Annotated in this window: 17 protein-coding genes and 1 pseudogene; 13 read left to right on the top strand and 5 right to left on the bottom strand. The window is 61.3% G+C overall.

From position 1 onward, the window contains the following. Positions 1-5: 5 nt before the first annotated feature. The 6 genes and pseudogenes from ACA041_RS15475 to ACA041_RS15500 all read left to right on the top strand — a co-directional run bounded on the left by ACA041_RS15475 (position 6) and on the right by ACA041_RS15500 (position 5,405). Positions 6-854: a TauD/TfdA dioxygenase family protein gene (locus tag ACA041_RS15475; RefSeq protein WP_497441920.1), complete on the top strand. Its 849-nt coding sequence runs from the start codon at positions 6-8 to the stop codon at positions 852-854. 86 nt (positions 855-940) lie between these two features. Beyond that, positions 941-1,993, top strand: coding sequence for a beta-keto acid cleavage family enzyme (locus ACA041_RS15480; protein WP_497441921.1), 1,053 nt, complete (start codon positions 941-943; stop codon positions 1,991-1,993). 89 nt (positions 1,994-2,082) lie between these two features. After that, a pseudogene (locus ACA041_RS15485) lies at positions 2,083-3,416 on the top strand (MFS transporter). Then, entirely contained in the window at positions 3,413-4,075 is a 663-nt protein-coding gene (locus ACA041_RS15490; RefSeq protein WP_497441922.1) for a DsbA family oxidoreductase, read from the top strand. Before ACA041_RS15485 ends, ACA041_RS15490 begins: the two are co-directional and overlap by 4 nt. After that, positions 4,072-4,398 carry a Rieske (2Fe-2S) protein gene (locus tag ACA041_RS15495; protein ID WP_497441923.1) on the top strand — a complete coding sequence of 109 codons (327 nt, stop codon included), beginning with the start codon at positions 4,072-4,074 and terminating at the stop codon, positions 4,396-4,398. The genes ACA041_RS15490 and ACA041_RS15495 overlap by 4 nt, the downstream gene beginning before the upstream one ends. After that, the gene (locus tag ACA041_RS15500; RefSeq protein ID WP_497441924.1) at positions 4,395-5,405 is read left to right on the top strand and encodes a YeiH family protein; all 1,011 of its coding nucleotides are present in this window, start codon (positions 4,395-4,397) and stop codon (positions 5,403-5,405) included. The genes ACA041_RS15495 and ACA041_RS15500 overlap by 4 nt, the downstream gene beginning before the upstream one ends. Before the next feature lie 134 nt (positions 5,406-5,539). Here the strand turns inward: ACA041_RS15500 and ACA041_RS15505 are convergent, their stop codons facing one another. Further along, positions 5,540-6,592 (bottom strand): AraC family transcriptional regulator, encoded by a 1,053-nt coding sequence (locus tag ACA041_RS15505; protein WP_497441925.1) that lies wholly within the window; start codon positions 6,590-6,592, stop codon positions 5,540-5,542. 256 nt (positions 6,593-6,848) lie between these two features. Here ACA041_RS15505 and ACA041_RS15510 point away from each other — a divergent pair, with 256 nt between their 5' ends. The 7 genes from ACA041_RS15510 (at position 6,849) to ACA041_RS15540 (ending at position 18,175) form a co-directional block, all read left to right on the top strand. Beyond that, positions 6,849-7,427, top strand: coding sequence for an RBBP9/YdeN family alpha/beta hydrolase (locus ACA041_RS15510; RefSeq protein ID WP_497441926.1), 579 nt, complete (start codon positions 6,849-6,851; stop codon positions 7,425-7,427). 118 nt (positions 7,428-7,545) lie between these two features. Next, complete coding sequence (locus ACA041_RS15515; protein WP_497441927.1) at positions 7,546-9,561, top strand: DUF1302 domain-containing protein; 2,016 nt, start codon at positions 7,546-7,548, stop codon at positions 9,559-9,561. Between the two features lie 39 nt (positions 9,562-9,600). After that, the gene (locus ACA041_RS15520) at positions 9,601-10,959 is read left to right on the top strand and encodes a DUF1329 domain-containing protein (RefSeq protein ID WP_497441928.1); all 1,359 of its coding nucleotides are present in this window, start codon (positions 9,601-9,603) and stop codon (positions 10,957-10,959) included. Positions 10,960-11,025: 66 nt separating this feature from the next. Then, the gene (locus ACA041_RS15525; RefSeq protein WP_497441929.1) at positions 11,026-12,096 is read left to right on the top strand and encodes a WD40/YVTN/BNR-like repeat-containing protein; all 1,071 of its coding nucleotides are present in this window, start codon (positions 11,026-11,028) and stop codon (positions 12,094-12,096) included. Positions 12,097-12,127: 31 nt separating this feature from the next. Next, positions 12,128-14,617 (top strand): efflux RND transporter permease subunit, encoded by a 2,490-nt coding sequence (locus ACA041_RS15530; RefSeq protein WP_497441930.1) that lies wholly within the window; start codon positions 12,128-12,130, stop codon positions 14,615-14,617. A 63-nt stretch (positions 14,618-14,680) separates the two neighbouring features. Further along, positions 14,681-16,459, top strand: coding sequence for an acyl-CoA dehydrogenase C-terminal domain-containing protein (locus ACA041_RS15535; protein ID WP_497441931.1), 1,779 nt, complete (start codon positions 14,681-14,683; stop codon positions 16,457-16,459). A gap of 51 nt (positions 16,460-16,510) precedes the next feature. After that, positions 16,511-18,175, top strand: a complete 1,665-nt coding sequence (locus ACA041_RS15540; RefSeq protein WP_497442084.1) for a fatty acid--CoA ligase — start codon at positions 16,511-16,513, stop codon at positions 18,173-18,175. Between the two features lie 123 nt (positions 18,176-18,298). Here ACA041_RS15540 and ACA041_RS15545 read toward each other — a convergent pair whose 3' ends face one another. The 4 genes from ACA041_RS15545 to arcA all read right to left on the bottom strand — a co-directional run bounded on the left by ACA041_RS15545 (position 18,299) and on the right by arcA (position 22,068). Further along, the gene (locus tag ACA041_RS15545) at positions 18,299-18,661 is read right to left on the bottom strand and encodes a DUF5064 family protein (protein WP_497441932.1); all 363 of its coding nucleotides are present in this window, start codon (positions 18,659-18,661) and stop codon (positions 18,299-18,301) included. 12 nt (positions 18,662-18,673) lie between these two features. After that, on the bottom strand, positions 18,674-19,603 hold the full coding sequence (gene arcC / locus ACA041_RS15550; protein ID WP_497441933.1) for a carbamate kinase: 930 nt from the start codon (positions 19,601-19,603) through the stop codon (positions 18,674-18,676). Positions 19,604-19,788: 185 nt separating this feature from the next. Next, positions 19,789-20,799, bottom strand: a complete 1,011-nt coding sequence (locus tag ACA041_RS15555; RefSeq protein ID WP_497441934.1) for an ornithine carbamoyltransferase — start codon at positions 20,797-20,799, stop codon at positions 19,789-19,791. 12 nt (positions 20,800-20,811) lie between these two features. Beyond that, positions 20,812-22,068: an arginine deiminase gene (gene arcA / locus ACA041_RS15560; RefSeq protein ID WP_497441935.1), complete on the bottom strand. Its 1,257-nt coding sequence runs from the start codon at positions 22,066-22,068 to the stop codon at positions 20,812-20,814. Positions 22,069-22,092 lie beyond the last annotated feature (24 nt).

The following is a 22,092-nucleotide window of genomic DNA, read 5'->3' on the forward strand; positions in this document are numbered from 1 at the left end:
TTGCCATGAAAGTCGAACAATTGACCTGCCACATCGGCGCGCAACTGATCGGCGTGAACCTCGCCGACGCGATCCATGACGACGGTCTTTTTGCCGAGATTCGTGCCCAGTTGCTCAAGCATCGAGTGGTGTTCCTGCGCGACCAGGATCTCAGTCGTGCCGAGCACGTGGCTTTCGCCCGTCGCTTCGGCGAGCTGGAGGATCACCCGGTGGCGGGCAGTGACCCGGATCACCCCGGCCTGGTGCGCATCTACAAAAAGCCGGACCAGCCGATGGACCGCTACGAAAACGCCTGGCACACCGATGCCACCTGGCGCGAGGCACCACCGATGGGCTGCGTGTTGCGTTGCGTGGAGTGTCCTCCCGTGGGCGGCGACACCATGTGGGCGAACATGGTCCAGGCCTACGAAAATCTGCCCGATGACGTGAAGTTGAAGATCGCCGACCTGCGCGCCCGGCACAGCATCGAGGCCAGTTTCGGCGCGGCCATGTCGATGGAAAAGCGTCTGGCACTCAAGGCCATGTACCCGGATGCCGAGCACCCGGTGGTGCGTACCCACCCGGAAACCGGGGAAAAGGTGTTGTTCGTCAATGCCTTCACCACCCACTTCAGCAACTACCACACCCCCGAGCGGGTGCGCTTCGGCCAGGACGCCAACCCCGGCGCGAGCGAGCTGTTGCGCTACCTGATCAGCCAGGCGTACATCCCCGAGTATCAAGTGCGCTGGCGCTGGCAGCCCAACAGCGTTGCCATCTGGGACAACCGCAGCACCCAGCACTACGCCGTCATGGATTACCCGCCGTGCCATCGCAAGATGGAGCGTGCCGGGATCATCGGCGACAAGACGTACTGATCGACCGCCTCTGCATTCGCACTCGTAACTGCGTCGACCGGGCACGATCCCGGCTGGCCGCAAAACCATAAGAACAGGAGTAACCCATGCAATTTTTCGACGATTCCCTGCACCCCGAAAACATGGAAAAGGTGGTCATCACCGTGGCGCCGTACGGTCCGGAATGGATGCCGGAAGATGTTCCCGAAGACATCCCGCTGACCATGGATGAGCAGGTGCAGAAGGCGGTCGATTGCTACGAAGCCGGTGCGACGGTCTTGCACCTGCATGTACGCGAGCTGGATGGCAAGGGCTCCAAGCGCCTGTCCAAGTTCAACGAGTTGATCGCCGGTGTGCGTGAAGCCGTGCCGGACATGATCATTCAGGTCGGGGGCTCGATTTCCTTCGCGCCGGAAACCGATGGCGAAGCGGCCAAGTGGTTGTCCGATGATACCCGTCACATGCTGGCCGAGCTGACGCCAAAACCCGATCAGGTCACGGTGGCCATCAACACCACCCAGATGAACATCATGGAACTGCTGTATCCGCAATACCTGGAAGGTACGTCGCTGGCCAACCCCCTTTTTCAGGCAGCGTACAGCGAGATGACCGTGCCGGCAGGCCCGGCCTGGGTCGCTGAGCACCTCAAGCGTCTGATGGACAACGGCATCCAGCCGCACTTCCAGCTGACCGGCATGCACGCGATGGAAACCCTTGAGCGTCTGGTGCGCAAGGGCGTCTACAAGGGCCCGTTGAACCTGACCTGGATCGGTATCGGCGGCGGTTTCGATGGCCCCAATCCGTTCAACTTCTTCAACTTCATCCACCGCGCGCCAGACGGTTGCACCCTGACCTCCGAGTCGCTGCTCAAGAACGTCATGCCGTTCAACACCATGTCGATGGCCATGGGTATGCACCCGCGTGTGGGCAATGAAGACACTATCATTGATCACAAGGGCGATCGTTTCGGCTCAGTTGCGCAGATCAAGCAGACTGTGCGCATCGCCCATGAACTGGGTCGCGAGATCGCCACCGGCAAAGAAGCCCGTGAGATCTACCGCATCGGTGTGCAGTACCAGAGCATCGAAGAAACCCTGTTGGCCAACGGCATGGCCCCCAACCGCAAGGCTGGACAAAAAGGTGTGCCGCAACGCGGCTGACCGGCGGCGAAGGCGGGAGGTCGATGGCGTCCCGCTCGCTGCATGCATTTAGCTCGATAACAATAAAAACAACGTTTCGAGGAGGCTGCATGGCCTATCACTCAATTGCCGCAGACGATGACGACGGTACTGTCACTGTCGCGCGTAAATACGCCTGGATTGTCTTCGCCCTGACGTTCGGGCTGTTGATTTCCGACTACATGTCGCGGCAGGTGCTGAACGCCGTGTTCCCGATGCTCAAGGGCGAGTGGGCACTGAGCGACGGCCAGCTCGGCCTGCTCAGTGGCATCGTTGCCTTGATGGTCGGCCTGCTGACCTTTCCGCTGTCGCTGATGGCTGATGGCTGATGGCTGATCGCTTCGGTCGGGTAAAAAGCCTGGCGCTGATGGCACTGCTGTGGAGTCTGGCAACCCTTGGTTGCGCTTTGGCGCAGGACTACCAGCAGATGTTTATTGCCCGCTTCATGGTGGGCGTCGGCGAGGCCGCTTATGGCAGCGTCGGCATCGCGGTGGTGATTTCGGTCTTTCCAAAACATATGCGCGCAACGCTGGCCAGTGCGTTTATGGCGGGTGGCATGTTCGGATCGGTATTGGGCATGGCCCTGGGCGGTGCAATCGCTGCCAAGCTCGGTTGGCGCTGGTCGTTTGCCGGCATGGCGATGTTTGGTCTGCTGCTGGCAATGCTTTACCCGATCATCGTCAAGGAGGCGCGCATCGCGCCGCAACAGGCGGCGAACAAGGCCTTGGCCAAGGTCAAGCAACCGTTGCGCACGCTGTTTTCCAGCCGCTCGGTGATCGCAACTTATGTCGGTAGCGGCTTGCAACTGTTCGTTGGCGGCACGGTGATTGTGTGGATGCCCAGTTACCTGAATCGCTACTACGAAATGGGCACGGACAAAGCCGGGGGCATGGCGGCGCTCATCGTGCTGTGCAGCGGGGCGGGAATGATCCTGTGCGGCATGCTCAGTGACCGTCTGTGTCGCCACTGCCCGGAGCGTAAGGTCGCGCTGGCGATTGCTTACTGCCTGGGCAGCTGCGTGCTGCTGTCACTGGCGTTCGCCTTGCCGGCCGGGCCCGCGCAACTGGGGGTGATCTGTCTGGGCATGCTGATTGCCGCAGGTACCACAGGTCCAGCCGGGGCCATGGTTGCCAACCTGACCCATTACTCGGTCCACGGCACGGCGTTCGCCACACTGACCCTGGCCAACAACATGCTGGGGCTGGCGCCGGGGCCGTTCATCACGGGCAAGGTATCGGACCTCATCGGCCTGCATGCGGCGTTTCAACTGGTGCCACTGATCAGCATTGCGGCCGCGGCCGTGTTTTTTTATGCCAAGCGCCATTACCACAAAGATATTGCCCGACTGAAGGGCCTGCGCGTGGCCGACCCTGTCAGCGGAGCAGCGTTAGAGGTGAAGTTGTGAGTAGTCGTTTACGTGTTGACGTGTTTTTCGATTTTATCTGCCCCTGGTGCCTGATCGGCAAACGCCAACTGGAGCGTGCCCTGGACCTGCTGCGCATCCAGCAACCGCAGGTGCGGATCACCACGGTGTGGCACGGGGTGCAACTGCTGCCACAGCTGCCGGCACGGGGTGAGCCATTCGCCGACTTTTATCGTAAGCGTCTGGGCGATGCCGACTCAGTGCGCATGCGCCAGGCTCAGGTGCAACAGGCCGCCCTGGCGGTGGGAGAGTCCATCGACATGAGCCGCATCGCAACCATGCCCAATACCGCTGATGCCCATCGTCTGCTGGAGCGAGTCAGCGTGCTGGGCAACTCCCTGCAGCGTGACGCCTTGCTCGAACGGCTGTTCGCCGCGTACTTCCACCACCGCGAGGACTTGGGTAACCGTGACACGTTGATTGCCATTGCCCGGTCCAGCGGCTTCGACGAGGGCAGCGTGGCTGACTGCCTGTACGGCGACGGCCGTCCCTTCATCGGCAGCCCCGGGGCTACCGGCGGCGTGCCCTGGTTTCAGTTCGACCGTCAACTGACGGTGGTGGGTGCGCATCCTGCCGAATCGTTGCTTGGCGCCATGCTCGAGGTCTTGCTCGAAAGTACCGGCGAGCGGCAGCCGTCATGAACTCGCGTGTACCTGTGCCTGCCGGAAAACTCCCACAGGCCGGAGGCCGTGCGCTGTTCGAATTCGATGGAAAAAGCATTGCGTTATTCAATGTGCAAGGGCACGTGTATGCCATCGACGACAGTTGCCCGCACCAGGGTGCCTCGCTGTGCGGCGGACGCCTCGACGGGCGGGTGATTCAATGCTGCGCCCATGGCCTGCGCTTCGATCTGGTCAGCGGCTACCTGCTCAACTCAAACACACTCAAGGTCGCCAACTACCCGGTCGAGGTCGTCGACGGCCAGGCATTTATCGTCATCGTCTCTGAGGAGTCCACGCCATGAGCGCCATTGCTCTGACCCGTATTCACAGCCGCACCCGTGAGTTGGCGCCGGGTTTTATCGTCAGCCTGATCGTGGCGGCAGCCGCGTCTTTTCTGTCCGAGCACTACGGCGCGCCGGTGATGCTGTTCGCGCTGCTACTGGGCATGGCGCTGAACTTTCTCTCCGGTGAAGGCACCTGCAAGGCCGGTATCGAATTCACCGCGCGTACCGTGCTGCGCATTGGCGTAGCCCTGCTGGGCATGCGCATCACCCTGGAACAGATGGCGGCGCTGGGTTGGAAACCGGTGGCTTTGGTGGTGATTGTGGTGGTGGTGACCATCGGCGTCTCGGTGGTCGCGGCCAAGGCCTTGGGTTTCCAGCGTCTGTTCGGCATGCTCACCGGCGGGGCCACCGCGATCTGTGGTGCGTCGGCGGCGTTGGCGCTGGCAGCGGCGTTGCCCAACCATCCGCAGAAAGAGCGCGCCACCTTGTTTACCGTGATCGGGGTGTCGGCGCTCTCGACCCTGGCGATGATCCTGTACCCGATGATTGCCAACTGGCTGTCGTTGTCGCCGCAGGTGGCCGGGGTGTTCCTGGGGGCGACCATCCACGATGTCGCCCAGGTCGTCGGCGCCGGTTACAGCATGTCCACCGAGACCGGTGACACGGCGACGGTGGTCAAGCTGATGCGTGTCGCGATGCTGCTGCCGGTGATCGTCTGCGCCGCCATGATCACGCGCCTGCAAGGAGCCGACCCCACCGGCAAACGGCCGCCGCTCTTGCCGTGGTTCGCTGTCGGTTTTCTGTTGCTGGCATGTATCAACAGCACCGGATGGATCGCCCCGGTGGTGCAGGGTTCTGTCAATGAATTATCACGCTGGTGCCTGGTGGTTTCCATCAGTGCCCTGGGCATGAAAACCCAACTCAAGGAGCTGGCGGCGGTGGGCATCAAACCCATTCTGTTGATGGTGGGGGAAACCGTATTCCTTGTCGTGCTGGTGGTGTTGTTGCTGCGCTGGGGGATGTAAGCCCGGCCGCTGGCAACACCTTTACGCGAACAGCCGCCGCATTGCGTTTACTCCGACGCAGTGCGGCACTCGACCGGCGTCAAAAGCACCGGTTCTTTTGCGGCGACTGTACCAGCAGTCGCCGTTTTTTTTGATCAGGGTTTGGTGGAGCCGGAGGAGGGGGTGTCCGTCGACGCTTTTGCGCTGCCGGGCTTTTGCGTGCTGCGCCAGGTGGCCGGTGGCATGCCGAATTGCGTGATGAACCAGCGGGTGAAGGAACTCGCCATGGAGTAACCCAACATGTCGGCGATTCGGCCCAACGAGTAATTCGGGTTCTCCAGGTAGCGCAGCACCAGGTCGCGGCGCACGTCGTTGATCAGGTCGTTGAAGGCGCAGCCATCGTCTTTCAGGCGACGTTGCAGGGTTCGCACATTCATGCCCTGGGTCTGGGCTATCTGCTCGATGGTCGCACGCCCCATTGGCAGCAGCAGGTAGATGGCCTTGCGCACTTCAAACAGCGTCGATGGCCCGTCGTGGCTCTGCAGCGAGTCGAGGTAGCGTTGGGCGTAACGTGCCATGGCAGGGTCGGCATGGGGGTTGGCCAGGTCGAGGCTGGCATCGGGGCAGACAATGCCATTGAACTCGCTGCCAAACTCCAGCTTGCAGCCGAACAGGCGACGATGCAGTTGCAGATTGTCCGGGGGCTGGTGCGTGAAGTTGACGCTGTACGGGTGCCAGTGCGCGCCGAGCAGGGCGGCACATAGCCGGAACATCACACCGATTGCCAGTTCATTGGCTTGCCGGCAAGGCATGGGGGACTCGGTGACCACCTCTTCGCGAATGATCACCATCCGGCCCTCTTCCTCGACGAAGATAGCCAATGAATCGTTCATCAGATGGCGGTAATGCACCAGCACCTGCAACGCATCACGCAGCGTTCGCTGATGGGTGAGCAGCAGGCTGACGACACCAAAATCCGAGAGTTGACGCGACTCGGCCATGCTCAGGCCAAAGGTCTGACAACCGCTGGCGTTCGCCGAATTTTCCAGCAGTCGCACCGCTGCATCGATCGCAATTTGTTGCTCCGGGGCCTGCAGCCGGGCCTTGCTCAGGCCGACTTGCGCCAGCAAATCGTGCGGATTGAGCCCCTGGTAGTGGGCCACTTCCAGGTAGTTGGTCAAGACGGCGGCGCGAACGAGCTTAGTCATGCAGAGGTCTTTCCTGGGCATCGCGATGGACATGAGCGGGGCGGACTATAGCCAGCACATCATGAAATGAAAAGTTTTTGAAGCCACCTGTACAGCTTCGTCGACAGAACCTGTCAGCGCCAGTCCGACTGTCATGAAAAGAAAAGTCGCTGTCGTCAAATGAAAAGCGCAGTGGGTGGGGGCTCTTTAATGTCGGCTCTACAAAAAGATTCTGGCAAAACAGCCAGTCGAGCCACCGTGAAGCGAAGGTGTTGAAGTGGACAAACTGCAAACTGCCGCAACCGTTTTGATCGTTCCGGGCCTGCGCGAGCACGTTGCCGAGCATTTGCAAACGTTGCTTGAAGCCAGGTTGAGCAACGTACGCTGCGTGCCTCCCCTTGAAACCGACAAGCTCGACTGCGCCGCCCGTGTCCGCGCCATCCAGAACGAACTGGAGCAGATCGACGGACCGGTGATTCTCGTTGCCCATAGCGCCGGGGTGCTGATGGTCGCGCACTGGGCCGCCCGGCACAGCGGCCCGATCAAGGGTGCGCTGCTGGCCGCGCCGCCTGACCTCGATGCCGACTGGCCGCAAGGCTATCCGAGCCCGCACGCCATGAGCGCCAACGGCTGGGCCCCTCTGCCCAAGGGTGCGCTGCCATTTCGCAGTATCGTAGCGGCCAGCACCAATGATCACCTGGCCAGTCTCGCGGCCGTCACGCGTATGGCCCGCGACTGGGACAGCGAACTGGTCAACCTCGGCGAAGTCGGCCACCTCAACCCTGCTTCGGGCTTTGGCCACTGGCCGCAAGCCGAAGCGCTCATTCTGAAACTGGATCGCCACTCAGGCACCTGACGGGTCGCCACCTGCCCGGCAATTGCTCCAACCCGTGCAAAAACGCAGGCCCTTTGACCAGGGCCTGTGCAAGGGAAGCTGCGCTTAAAAACAAGTACAACATGGCGGAGACAACGCAATGCATAACAATAAGAGTCACGGCCACACACTGCCGTCGCGTCACAGTCTGCTGGCGCTGGCCATCCTGGCGGCGTCCATGCCGGTCGCCCACGCCGTCGAGCTCAATACCGGCAACCCTGACTGGGCCGTGCGTTTTGATAACACCGTGAAGTACAACTACGGTGTGCGCACCGAAAGTGCCGACAAGCGCATGCTGGGGACGCCGAACAACAACGACGGCGACTGTAACTTCCGCAAGGCCGGGACCAATATCACCAACCGTGTCGACTTGTTGACCGAGATGGATGTGGTCTACAAGGACCACATGGGCTTTCGCGTCAGTGCCGCCAGTTGGTACGACAAGGCCTACGAAAACACCGGCTCCAATTCCAACCCGTTCGTCAACGGCAATGGCGCCACCTCGGGCCTGGTCGCCAACGACCCACGCCTTGCACCCGTGACTCGCGACAATGTCGGCTATGGCAGCCCACATCTGAGCAACTACGCCCAGCGCTATTACACCGGGCCTTCCGGCGAAATCCTGGATGCCTTCGTGTTCTACAGCACCGAAGTGGGCGAAGAATCACTGTTCAGCATCAAGGCCGGGCAACACAACGTGTTCTGGGGTGAAACCATCCTCAACCCGGTGCATTCGATCAGCTTTGGCCAATCCGGCCTGGACCTGGCCAAGCTGGCGGCGTCGCCCGGTACCGAGGCCAAGGAGCTGTTCGTTCCGCGCAATCAGGTGTCGATGTCTTTCACCATCAATCCCGAGTTGACCGTGGGCGCCCAGTATTTCCTGGATTGGGATGCCGCACGCCTGCCTGAAGCGGGTACCTATTATGGCGGTTCCGATCTGGTGGGTTTCGGTGCGCAGTCGTTCTTGCTGGGCAACACCAACTCCGTGGTCCCAGGAAGCCCGTTGGGTTGTGGCCTGGCACCCTGCGATGCACTGACCAACGTGCGTCGCGGCAATGATCTGGAGCCGGACAATCATGGCGATTGGGGGGTCATGGCCAAATGGTCGCCGGCCTGGCTCGATGGCACGCTCGGCTTCTACTATCGCCAGACGTCCGACATTTTGCCTCAGGCCTGGCTCGACGCCAGAGGGCTGAGCTCGGCCAATGCCAACGGCACCCCCCCGGCAGGTCAAGTGCCGGCGGTAGTGAACACGCTGAACTCGTTGAGCAGCGCCACCTATCAACTGGCCTATTCCGACAAGATCGATATCTTCGGCATCAGCCTGTCCAAGGACATTGGCGGTATAAGCGTCGGCAGTGACTTGAACATCCGTCACAACATGCCGTTGGCCAGTATCCCGGCGATCGTCAGCACCACCAGTCCCCTGGGGCTTGGTCAAGGCCTTGGCCTGTTGCCGCCACGCACGGCCGCCACCGGCGTCATCTACGACACCCCGCACGATGGCGACAGCATGAGCGCTACCGGCGACACGCTGCACTGGACCATCAACGGCCTGATGACCCTGTCCAAGACGCCAGTGTTCGACTCGGCGGTGCTGCTCGCCGAGCTGTATTACAGCAACCTGCTCAAGCTCGATAGCGAGAATGAGGCGCTGTACAAGGGCAAGAGCACTTACCGCGGCATCGATGCGCCGACCCGTGACAACTGGGGCATCGCGGTCAACTTCACCCCGACCTGGTACCAGGTATTGCCCGGCGTCGACATGAGCCTGCCGATGTCCGTCAACGTCGGCCTCGATGGCGTTTCACCGGTGTCCGGCGGTGGTGCGAAAGACACCGGCAACTATGCGTTTGGTGTCGGTGCGGCCATCTACAACAAGTACTTCGTCGACCTCAAGTACGTGGACTCTTTCGGCAAGGCCGACAAGTGCGATGTCAGCGGCAACAGCACCGGTGCCGCCAACGCCGCCAGTGGCGACGGCTCCACGCCGAACGCCTTCAGCGGTAACGAAAACCATGCGTGCTACGCCGGTGGCTATTCAGCCTTCTCGGGTGGCGGCGCGACCACCGAAGACCGTGGCGCGCTGTACCTGACGCTGAAAACCACCTTCTGATTCATTCAATGCTTAGTTACTAAGCAGGAGTATGACTACATGAAATTTGTGCAAACTCTGCTGGCCGCTTCCCTGGCCATGGCCATCGCCGCTCATGCCCAGGCCGCCGTATCGACTCAGGACGCGGCCAGGCTGGGCAGCAGCCTGACCCTGGTGGGCGCCGAAAAGGCCGCCAGCGCCGATGGCTCCATTCCTGCCTATGCCGGTGGGTTGACCACCGCGCCCGCCAGTTTCAAGCCTGGCGACAGCATGCGCCCGGACCCTTTTGCCAACGAAAAACCGCTGCTGGTGATCGACGGTAAAAACGTCGAACAGTACAAGGGCATGCTCAGTGCCACCACGGTAGAGCTGGCCAAGCGTTTCCCCAGCTATCGCATCGATGTCTACCCGACCCATCGCACCGTTGCCTTGCCGCAGGCGGTGCTGGACAACAGTGTGAAGAACGCCACCGGCGCCAAGTCCCTTGAAGGCGGCCTGGCCATCGACAACGTATTGCCCGGCGTGCCGTTTCCGATTCCGCAATCGGGCAGCGAAGCGATGTGGAACTTCCTGCTGCGTTACCAGGGCGTCAATATCAACTCCAAGTACGATTCATGGAACGTCGACTCCGCCGGTGTGCCGAGCCTGGCCACCACCGGGCAGGCGTTCATCACCTACCCGATCTACGAGAACATGGCGCAGCCGATCAGCAGCGCCGACGTGTACTACCAGATGAAGCTGTATTACACGGGCCCCGCGCGCCGTGCCGGCGAGTCGATCATGCTCAAGGATGCCGCCAACCCCCTGCAGCAGCCGCGCCGTGCCTGGCAGTACCTGCCCGGTCAGCGTCGCGTCAAGCTGGCACCGAACCTGGCCTACGACACGCCTAACCCAGGCACCGCCGGCGCGGGCACCTACGACGATGTGTTCGTGTTCAACGGCGCCCTGGATCGCTACGACTGGAAGCTGGTCGGCAAGCAGGAAATGATCGTGCCGTACAACACCTACAAGCTGACCTACGCCCTGGACCCGAAAAGCCTGACCACCGCCAACCACCTGGCGCCGGATTTCGTGCGTTGGGAAAAACACCGGGTGTGGGTGGTGGAGGGCAACCTCAAGGCAGGCGCACGTCACGTTTATCAGAAGCGCCGCTTCTACCTCGATGAAGACAGCTGGGCCGCCTTGGCCTCAGACCAGTACGACGCACGCGGACAGCTCTATCGTGGTTCTTTCGCCTTCCTCAGCCAGAGCTACGACAAGCAGGTACCGGACTCCACGCCTTTCATGATCTACGACCTGGTCGGCGGTTCCTACAACATCAACGGTGTGGTGGGCCCTTACGGCGGCATCCGCTACATCGATTCGCTGTCCAAGGCGCAGTGGTCGCCGGAGTCCCTGGCGGGCGCCGGCATTCGCTAAGCGCCGGGTTTCAACGCCGGGGGCACATGAGGTGCGCCCGGCGCAGTTTCTTCAAGAGGACGCCGTATGTGTTCGTACAAGAAGTACCTGCAGTGGTCGCTGGGCATCACGCTGGCTGTGTTGCAGGGCCTGACCCAGGCGGCCGGCTACGTCGACGTGCTGGACATGCCGGCCAGGACCAGCGCCCTGGCTGTGCGCAGCCCTTTGCTGGGCGTGGCCCGTGCGGGTGAGCGACTGGTCGCCGTCGGACAGCGTGGCCACATTGTCTATTGCGAAGATTGCGCCAGGGACTGGCAGCAGGCCGCCGTACCGGTTAGTGCCGACCTCAATGCCGTGAATTTTCCGTCAGCCACCCAGGGTTGGGCGGTGGGCAACGACGGCGTGATCTTGCACAGCAACGATGCCGGCGCGACCTGGAGCAAACAACTGGACGGGCGCCAGATCGGTGCCTTGCTGGTGGAGCATTACGGTGCATTGGCCCGTGCCGAACCGGGCAATGAACAATGGGCAAAACTCACCGCCGATGGTCAGCGGATGATCGAGGAGGGCGCCGACAAACCGCTGCTCGACGTTTGGTTCGCCAATGAAAAAACCGGTTATGTGGTCGGTGCGTTCAACCTGATTCTGCGCACCGACGATGGCGGCCGACACTGGACACCGTTCCAGGACCGCACCGACAACCCGCAAGGCTTGCACCTCAATGCCATCGCCTCGACGGGGGATGCGCTCTACATCGTTGGCGAACAGGGGCTGCTGCTCAAGTGGGACGACACACGACAGCGTTTCGTGGCGCTGGAGTCGCCTTATCAAGGCAGCTTTTTCGGCGTCATTGGCAAGCCTGGCGAAGTGCTGGTCTACGGTCTGCGCGGGCATGTGTTTCGCAGCATCGATGCAGGTTCCAGCTGGGCCCCGCTCAGCACCGGGCTGCAGGTCAGTATCTCGGCTGCCACGGTGGACGCCCAGGGTCGTTACCTGCTGTTCAGCCAGACAGGACAAATGCTGGCCCAAGCAGATGACACGCGACTGACATTGCTGCCTCAGCAGAATGTGGCCCCGGCAGCCGGCGCCATCAAGGCACCCGACGGCAGCCTGGTACTGGTCGGCAGCCGTGGTGCACGCGCACTTCACGTCAAATAAGAACTGAATCAATCAGAGCGAGTACCCTGACATGGGCAACCTCAAGCAAGACACCATGCCGGTGATCCGCCACGTGCGCGACTTCGATCGGCACTCCGGCAACCGGCTGGAACGCTGGGTGTTCAACCAGCGTCCGCTGTTCATGTTGGTCATGGCGTTGGTCACGGTGGTGCTGGGCTACATGGCGGTCACTCGCCTGGAACTGCGCCCCAGCTTCGAGAAGATGATTCCGCAGAGCCAGCCCTACATCCAGAACTTCCTGGAAAACCGCAAATCCCTGCGTGGCCTGGGCAGCTCGGTGCGGGTGGTGGTGGAGAACACCCAGGGCGATATTTTCGACCCCGAGTACCTGGCCGTGCTCAAACAGGTCAACGACGACCTGTTCCTCACCGAAGGCGTCGACCGTGCCTGGATGAAGTCATTGTGGAGCCCGGCGGTGCGCTGGAACGAAGTCACCGAGGAAGGCTTCCAGGGTGGCCCGGTGATGCCCGATGCGTACCACGGCTCACCCGAAGACATCGACCAGTTGCGCCAGAACATCAACCGCGCCGGCATCGTCGGCAGCCTGGTGGCCAGCGATTTCAAGTCGAGCATGTTGATCGTGCCGCTGCTGGACAAGGCCTCGGCCACCGGTCAAGGCATCAATTACCATGCATTCGCGCAGATGCTCGAAGAGCGACTGCGCGACAGGATCGAGTTTGCCGGCGACCACCAGGCTCGCAAGGCCGGGGAGGAGGGCGAGGGCAAATACAAGGTCCGGGTGATTGGTTTTGCCAAGCTGATTGGCGATCTGATCGACGGCCTGATCCAGGTGATGATGTTCTTCGGCCTGGCCGTAGTCACCTCGTTCGTCATCATTTACCTCTACACCCGCTGCCTGCGCAGTACGCTGCTGGTGATCTTCTGCTCACTGACCGCGGTGGTCTGGCAGCTGGGGATTGTGGCCTGGCTGGGTTATGCCATCGATCCCTATTCGGTACTGGTGCCGTTCCTGATCTTCGCCATCGGTGTGTCCCATGCGGCGCAGAAGATGAACGGCATCATGCAGGACATTGCCCGTGGCACCCATAAACTGGTGGCGGCGCGGTACACCTTCCGCCGATTGTTCATTGCTGGCGTGACCGCGTTGCTGGCCGATGCGGTCGGTTTTGCGGTGTTGATGCTAATCGATATTCCGGTGATCCAGGACCTGGCCATCACCGCCAGCATCGGCGTGGCGGTGCTGATTTTCACCTCGCTGTTGCTGATGCCGGTGGCACTGTCCTACATCGGCGTCGGTGCCAAAGCCGCCGAGCGGGCGCTGAAGATCGACACCCGGGCGGCGCAGAGTCGGGGGTTCGGTAAACTCTGGGATCTGCTCGACCGCTTCACCACGCGCAAGTGGGCCACGGGCATCGTGCTGGGCGCCGTGGTGTTGGGCATCGCCGGCTTCATGGTCAGCCAGCGGCTGCAGATTGGCGACCTCGACAGTGGTGCCCCCGAGTTGCGCGCCGACTCGCGTTACAACCGCGATAACGCCTACATTACCAGCCACTATGCGCTGTCCAGTGACCTGTTCGCGGTCATGATCAAGACGCCGCCCGAAGGCTGCCTGAACTATCAGACGCTGATTCTGGCCGACCGCCTGGCCTGGGAGCTGCAGCAATACCCGGGCGTGCAAGCGACTTCATCGCTGGTCAACGCGGTCCGCCAGATCACCGCCGGCTCGTTCGAGGGCAACCCCAAGCTCAACAGCATCCAGCGCAACCAGAACGTACTGAACTATGCCGCGCAGCAGGCCTCGGTCAATGCGCCGGAACTGTTCAATACCGACTGCTCGGTGATGCCGGTGATCGCCTTCCTCAAGGACCACAAGGCCCAGACCCTGGACGCCGTGGTCGCCATCGCCGACAAATTCGCCAAGGAACACAGCACCGAAGACCGACAGTTTCTGCTGGCCGCCGGCACCGCCGGCATTGAAGCGGCGACCAACATCGTGGTGCGTGAAGCCAACCACACCATGCTGCTTTACGTTTACGCGGCGGTGACGCTGTTCTGTCTGATTACCTTCCGCAGCTGGCGTGCCACGCTGGTGGCGTTGCTGCCGCTGGTACTGACCTCGATCCTCTGCGAGGCGTTGATGGTGGTCATGGGCATCGGTGTAAAAGTGGCGACGCTGCCGGTGATCGCACTGGGGGTCGGGATCGGCGTGGACTACGCGCTGTACTTGCTCAGCGTGCAGCTGCAATACCAGCGCCAGGGCATGCCATTGGCACAAGCCTACCGCAACGCGGTGTCCTTCACCGGCCGGGTGGTGGGTCTGGTCGGTATCACCCTGGCGGCAGGCGTGGTGAGCTGGGCCTGGTCGCCGATCAAGTTCCAGGCCGACATGGGCATCCTGCTGACCTTCATGTTCCTGTGGAACATGCTCGGCGCACTGATACTGATACCGGCGCTGTCCTTTTTCCTGCTGCGCAATATCACCCCGGTTCCATCAAAGTCCACCGAGCGCACGGCGCAGCTTCTTGGCGCCCATCCTTAACGGTGGCACTTCCATTGACCAGGGCATGTTCAATGCCCTGACATTTGCCTGAGTATTTCAAACATGTCTGATTACAAAGCCCCCCTGCGCGACATTCGGTTCGTACTCAACGAAGTTTTCCACGTCTCCCGGTTGTGGGCCGCCATGCCGGCCCTGGCCGAGGTGGTGGACGAAGACACGGCCAATGCCGTTCTCGAAGAAGCCGGCAAGATCGCCGCAGAACTGATCGCACCGCTCAATCGCAGTGGTGACGAGCAGGGCTGTTCCTGGAGCGACGGCGAGGTCACTACGCCAGACGGCTTTGCGCACGCCTACCGTGCTTTTGCCGAGGGCGGCTGGGTTGGCGTGGGCGGTGACCCGGCGTACGGTGGCATGGGCATGCCCAAGGTGATCGGCGCCCAGGTCGAGGAAATGGTCAACGGGGCCAACCTGTCCTTCGGCCTGTATCCGATGCTCACCGCTGGCGCCTGCCTGGCCATCAATGCTCATGCCAGCGAAACGCTGAAAGCGACCTACCTGCCCAACCTGTATGCCGGCGTCTGGACCGGTTCCATGTGCCTGACCGAGCCGCACGCCGGCACCGACCTGGGGATCATTCGTACCAGGGCTGAGCCTCAGGCTGACGGGTCCTACAAGGTCAGCGGCACCAAGATCTTCATCACCGGCGGCGAGCACGACCTGACCGAGAACATCATCCACCTGGTCCTGGCCAGGCTGCCGGACGCGCCCGCGGGCCCTAAAGGCATCTCGTTGTTCCTGGTGCCCAAGGTCATGGTCAACGCCGATGGCAGCCTTGGCCAGAAGAACGCGCTGTCCTGCGGTTCGATAGAACACAAGATGGGGATCAAGGCGTCGGCCACCTGCGTGATGAATTTCGACGGTGCCACGGGCTGGATCGTCGATGCGCCGAACAAGGGCCTGGCGGCGATGTTTACCATGATGAACTACGAGCGCTTGGGCGTCGGCATTCAGGGTCTGGCCACGGCCGAGCGCTCTTATCAAAATGCGCTGGCCTACGCCCGTGATCGCTTGCAAAGCCGTTCGCCGAGCGGCCCGCAAGCCACCGACAAGGTCGCAGACCCGATCATCGTACATCCCGACGTTCGCCGCATGTTGCTGACCATGAAGGCCTGCAACGAAGGCGGCCGCGCCTTCTCCACCTACGTGGCCATGCAACTGGACACCGCGAAGTTCAGTGACGACCCGACTACGCGTAAACGCGCCGAGGCACTGGTGGCGTTGTTGACGCCGGTGGCCAAAGCGTTCCTGACCGACCTGGGCCTTGAGTCAACCCTCCATGGCCAGCAAGTGTTTGGCGGCCACGGCTACATTCGCGAGTGGGGCCAGGAACAACTGGTGCGTGATGTGCGGATCACTCAGATCTACGAGGGCACCAACGGCATTCAGGCCTTGGACCTCGTTGGACGCAAGATCGTCGGCAGTGGCGGCACGTTCTACAACCTGTTTGCTGACGAGATCCGGCACTTCACCGCAACGGCCAGTGAGGATCTCGCGGAGTTCACCCAACCGCTCGATGCAGCCCTGGGCAACCTCGACGAATTGACCGCCTGGGTGCTGGACCGCTGCAAATCCGACCCAAACGAGATCGGCGCGGCATCGGTCGAATATCTGCATGCCTTCGGTTACACCGCCTACGCCTACATGTGGGCGCTGATGGCCCAGGCCGCCAGGGACAAGGAAACCCAGGACGACTTCTACGCCAGCAAACTGGGTACCGCACGTTTCTACTTTGCTCGGCTGCTGCCACGGGTTCATTCATTGGCAGCGTCGGTCCGGGCCGGCAGCGCGTCGCTGTACCTGCTCGACGCGACGCAGTTCTGACCCAGGGAACTGGAGATGGTCTCCAATCAACAGAATCAGGAAGACTTCACCGTGGTAACCACAAAAATAATCTCCCCCGCGCAGGGCGCGTACGCCTACCCGCTGTTGATCAAGAACCTGTTGCTCTCGGGCGCGCGCTATGCGCCCGAGCAGGAAATTGTCTACGCCGACAAACTGCGCTACAGCTACCGCACGCTGAACGAGCGCATCAAACGGCTGGCCAACGCGCTGACGAAAGCAGGCGTCAAGGCTGGGGATACCGTGGCGTTGCTCGATTGGGACAGCCATCGTTATCTGGAATGTTTTTTCGCCGTGCCGATCATTGGCGCCGTGTTGCATACCGTCAATATCCGTCTCTCGACGGAGCAAGTGCTCTACACCATGAACCACGCCGAGGATGACCTGGTGCTGGTTCATGATGATTTCCTGCCCTTGGTCGAGTCCATTCATGGTCAGCTGACGACCGTCAAAGGCTATATCCAGCTCAGTGATGGCGACACGCCGCACACCGAGCTTGCGGTGCTGGGGGAGTATGAAAGCCTGCTGACGGACGCCGAGCCTCACTTCGCTTTCCCGGACTTCGATGAAAACTCGGTCGCGACGATTTTCTACACCACCGGCACCACCGCAAGTCCCAAGGGCGTCTACTTCACCCATCGGCAATTGGTGCTGCACACGCTCAATGCAGTCGGTACCCTGGGTGTGTACCAGGGTGCGCCGTTGTTGCGTTCCGACGATGTCTACATGCCGATCACGCCGATGTTTCATGTGCATGCCTGGGGCGTGCCCTATGTCGCGACGTTGATGGGGATCAAGCAGGTTTACCCGGGGCGCTACGAACCCAATGGCCTCGTCAGGCTGTACCGCAACGAACAGGTCAGCTTTTCCCATTGCGTGCCGACGATTCTGCAAATGATTCTGGGGTGCGATGAAGCGGCCCGGACCGACTTCAACGGCTGGAAAATGCTCCTGGGCGGCAGTGCACTGACGCAGGGGCTTGCGGCCCAGGCGACAGCGCGGGGCATGCGCATCCATAGCGGCTACGGCATGTCCGAGACCTGTCCGTTGCTCTGCCTGAGTCACCTGAGTGAGGCCGCGCTCGAACAACCGGCGCAAGCGCAGGTGGCCGCTCGCATCAAGACCGGGATGGCGGTGCCGATGGTGGACTTGCGTATCATCGACGCCAGCGGCAACGAGGCGCCCCAGGATGGTGAGGCGCTCGGTGAGATTGTGGTACGGGCACCCTGGTTGACCCAGGGTTACCTGAAAGAACCGGAGCAAGGGGCGCAACTCTGGGAAAACGGCTGGATGCACACCGGTGACATCGCCTCGATCGACGCCTCGGGTGTGGTGGAGATCAAGGACCGGATCAAGGATGTGATCAAGACGGGAGGGGAGTGGATCAGCTCGCTGGAACTGGAGAGTCTGATCAGCGAACATCCTGCCGTAACGTCGGTGGCGGTGGTCGGCATTCCCGATTCGCAGTGGGGTGAGCGGCCAGTGGCCCTGGTCGTTTGCGCACCAGGAGAGGGTATCACCATGGAAATTCTGCAAACCCATCTGCATCAGTATGTCGTGAGCGGGCGTATCAACAAATGGGCGATCCCCAGGCAGATCAGGATCGTTGCCGATATCCCCAAAACCAGTGTCGGGAAAATCAACAAGCGCTTGATCCGTGAACAGGAACTGAGCCAACGAGCTACTTCACTGCGGTGATGGACCTGTAGGAGCGAGCTTGCCCGCGAAGGCGGTGTGTCATTCAACATTAATGTCGACTGACACGGCCTCTTCGCGGGCAAATCGGATCGCCGCACCGCTCGCTCCTACAAAAGCGGCGGGTTACTCCAGATGCTCGGGTTTGACCGGGTCCCCCGATTTCATATTCAGCTGAACCCGCACGTCCTCAAACATCAGGTCGTAGAATTTGTGATTTGAACCGAGGCTGCTGTGCGCTTTGGGGATGCCGTTCTTTTCAAGAATTTTTGTGACGTTGCGAGCAAAGTTGTAGGCCTGGTCCTTGGGGAGGAAGAACGTTTCCTTCACGTCCTTGCCCTCGATCGAACCATGCAGTGTGAACTGCATTCCTTTGCCCTCTTTGGCGTCCTGGACGACTTCATAGTCGAGAAGCAGGTCGTAGCTGACATCGTCCTTGTTCAGAGCGTGACGCTCGAAGTGCAGATGTCCCGGGTCGAACGTTGCCATTGCCGTCTCTCCTTACAGATAAGTAATACCAGGTTGCGCCGTGCTGATGCGGGTGCCGGCCTTGCCCTGGACGATCGCTTCGATGTCCGAGAGTGAACCGATCACCGCGACTTTTCCAGTATGGCGGGCGAACTCGCAGGCGGCCTGCACCTTCGGTCCCATGGAGCCTGCGGCGAAGCCGAGTTTTTCCAATTCGTCGGGGTGGGCCTGGGCGATGGCTTTCTGGGTCGGCTTGCCGAAGTCGATGAAAGCGGCGTTGACGTCAGTGGCGATGACCAGCAAATCGCTTTCCAGCTGTTCGGCCAGCAGTGCCGAGCACAGGTCCTTGTCGATGACTGCCTCCACGCCTTGAAGCTTGCCAGTGGCGCCGTACATTGTCGGAATGCCGCCACCGCCGGCACAGATCACGATGCTGCCTTTTTCCAGCAGCCACTTGATCGGGCGGATTTCAAAGATGCGTTTCGGTCTCGGGCTGGCGACCACGCGACGGAATTTATCGCCGTCCGGCGCGATGGCCCAGCCTTTTTCCGCGGCGAGTTTTTCCGCTTCGGCCTTGGTGTAGACCGGGCCTATGGGTTTGCTCGGGTGCTGGAATGCCGGGTCGTTGGCGTCGACTTCGACCTGGGTCAGCAGGGTGGCGAAGGGCACTTCGAAGTCCAGCAGGTTGCCCAGTTCCTGTTCGATGATGTAGCCGATCATGCCCTCGGTTTCGGCACCGAGCACGTCCAGCGGGTAAGGCGACACCTGGGTGTAGGCCGCCGCTTGCAGCGACAGCAGGCCGACCTGCGGGCCATTGCCGTGGGCGATCACCAGTTGGTTGCCGGGGTGGACCTTGGCGATCTGTTCGGTGGCGGTCCGGATATTGGCGCGCTGGTTGTCCGCGGTCAGGGGTTCACCCCGGCGGAGCAGGGCGTTACCGCCCAGAGCGATGACGATACGCATGGTGCAGTCCTTCTAAACAAGTTTGTGAACGACTTGGTCCGCCAGCTGGAACTCGCCCAGTGTGGGAGCGAGCTGCTCGCGAAAGCGGTGCATCAGCCGACATCTATGGTGACTGTCAGTCCCTCTTCGCGAGCAGGCTCGCTCCCACAAGGGCCGTGTTTCGCCAGTGGGAACCGCGCGGGCCGTCAGATATCCGCCAACGCCGACACCAGGATCGCCTTGATCGTGTGCATGCGATTTTCCGCTTGCTCGAAAGCGATGTTGGCCGGCGATTCGAAGACCTCTTCGGTCACCTCCACGCCATTGGCCAGGTGCGGATAGCGCGCGGCGATATCCTTGCCGACCTTGGTTTCGCTGTTGTGGAAGGCCGGCAGGCAATGCATGAATTTCACCCGCGGGTTGCCCGAGGCCTTCATCATTTGCGCGTTGACCTGGTACGGCAGCAATTGCTCGATGCGCTCGTCCCACGCTTCCACCGGTTCACCCATCGACACCCAGATGTCGGTGTGGATGAAGTCCACGTCCTTGACCGCTGCTTTCGGGTCTTCGGTGATGGTGATGCGCGCGCCGCTTTCCTCGGCAAACGCCTTGCACTGATCGATGAAATCCTGATGTGGCCACAGCGCTTTCGGTGCGGCGATGCGCACGTCCATGCCCAGTTTGGCGCCGATCATCAGCAACGAGTTGCCCATGTTGTAGCGGGCGTCGCCGAGGTAGGCGTAGCTGATTTCATGCAGCGGCTTGTCGCTGTTCTCGCGCATGGTCAGGGTGTCGGCGATCATTTGCGTCGGGTGGTACTCGGCGGTCAGGCCATTGAACACCGGGACTCCCGCGAACTTCGCCAGCTCTTCGACGATTTCCTGTTCGAAGCCGCGGTACTCGATGGCATCGAACATCCGCCCCAGCACGCGGGCGGTGTCTTTCATGCTTTCCTTGTGGCCGATCTGCGACGACACCGGGTCGATGTAGGTGACGTGGGCGCCCTGGTCATGGGCCGCGACTTCGAAGGCGCAGCGGGTGCGGGTCGAGGTTTTTTCAAAGATCAGCGCGATGTTCTTGCCTTGCAGGTGCGGGCGCTCGGTGCCGGTGTACTTGGCGCGCTTGAGGTCTCGGGACAAGTCCAGCAAATAGAGCAGCTCGCGGGTGGTGTGGTGCATCAGCGAGAGCAGGCTGCGGTTGCGCATGTTGAAAGCCATGACGGGATCTCCTTAATAATCGATTGGATCGCGGATGATCGGGCAGGTCATGCAATGGCCACCGCCACGCCCGCGTCCGAGTTCGCCGGCGCTGATGGTGATGACCTCCACACCGGCCTTGCGCAACAGGGTGTTGGTGTAGGTGTTGCGGTCGTAGCCGATCACCACGCCGGGTTCCACCGCCACCACGTTATTGCCGTCGTCCCACTGTTCACGTTCGGCGGCAAAGCTGTTGCCACCGGTTTCAACGACGCGCAGCGCTTTCAGATTGAGGGCCTGGGCCACGGTGTCGAGGAAGTTGGTTTCTTCGCGACGGATGTCGACGCCACCGGGTTTGCTTTCGTCCGGACGCAGCGTGAAGGCGACGATCTGGTTCACCACTTCCGGGAAGATGGTCACCACATCGCGGTCACAGAAACTGAACACGGTGTCCAGATGCATCGCTGCGCGGGATTTTGGCAGGCCGGCAACAATCACTTTTTCGACGGCTTTGTGTTTGAACAAGTTGACTGCCAGTTGACCAATGGCCTGGCGGGACGACCGTTCGCCCATGCCGATCAACACCACGCCATTGCCGATCGGCATCACATCACCGCCCTCAAGGGTGGAATTGCCATGCTCCTGATCCGGGTCGCCATACCAGATCTGGAAGTCGGCGTTGGTGAATTGCGGATGGAATTTGTAAATGGCGCTGGCCAGCAAGGTTTCCTGGCGCCGCGCCGGCCAATACATCGGGTTGAGCGTCACGCCACCGTAGATCCAGCAGGTGGTGTCGCGGGTGAACTGGGTGTTGGGCAGCGGCGGCAGAATGAAACTGGAGTGGCCGAGGAAGTCGCGGAACATCTCGATGGTCTTGCCGCCGAAACTGGTCGGCAGGTCATCGGCCGAAACACCACCGATCAGAAACTCGGCGGTCTTGCGTGGCTCGAGGCTGCGCAGCCAGGAAGCGGTTTCGTTGACCAGGCCCAGGCCCACCGAGTTGGCGGTGATCTTGCGCTCCAGGATCCAGTCCAGGGCTTCGGGGATAGCGACAATGTCGGTCAGCAGGTTGTGCATTTCCAGCACATCGACGTTGCGCTCGCGCATCTTGGTGACGAAGTCGAAATGGTCGCGCTTGGCCTGGGCGACCCACAGCACATCGTCGAACAGCAGTTCGTCGCAGTTGTTCGGGGTCAGCCGCTGGTGGGCCAGGCCGGGAGAGCAAACCATGACTTTGCGCAGTTTGCCTGCTTCGGAATGGACGCCGTACTTGACTTTTTCCGTGGTCATTACCGTGTTCCTCCAGATGACAAA

The organism is Pseudomonas sp. LBUM1676 (genome assembly GCF_059695605.1).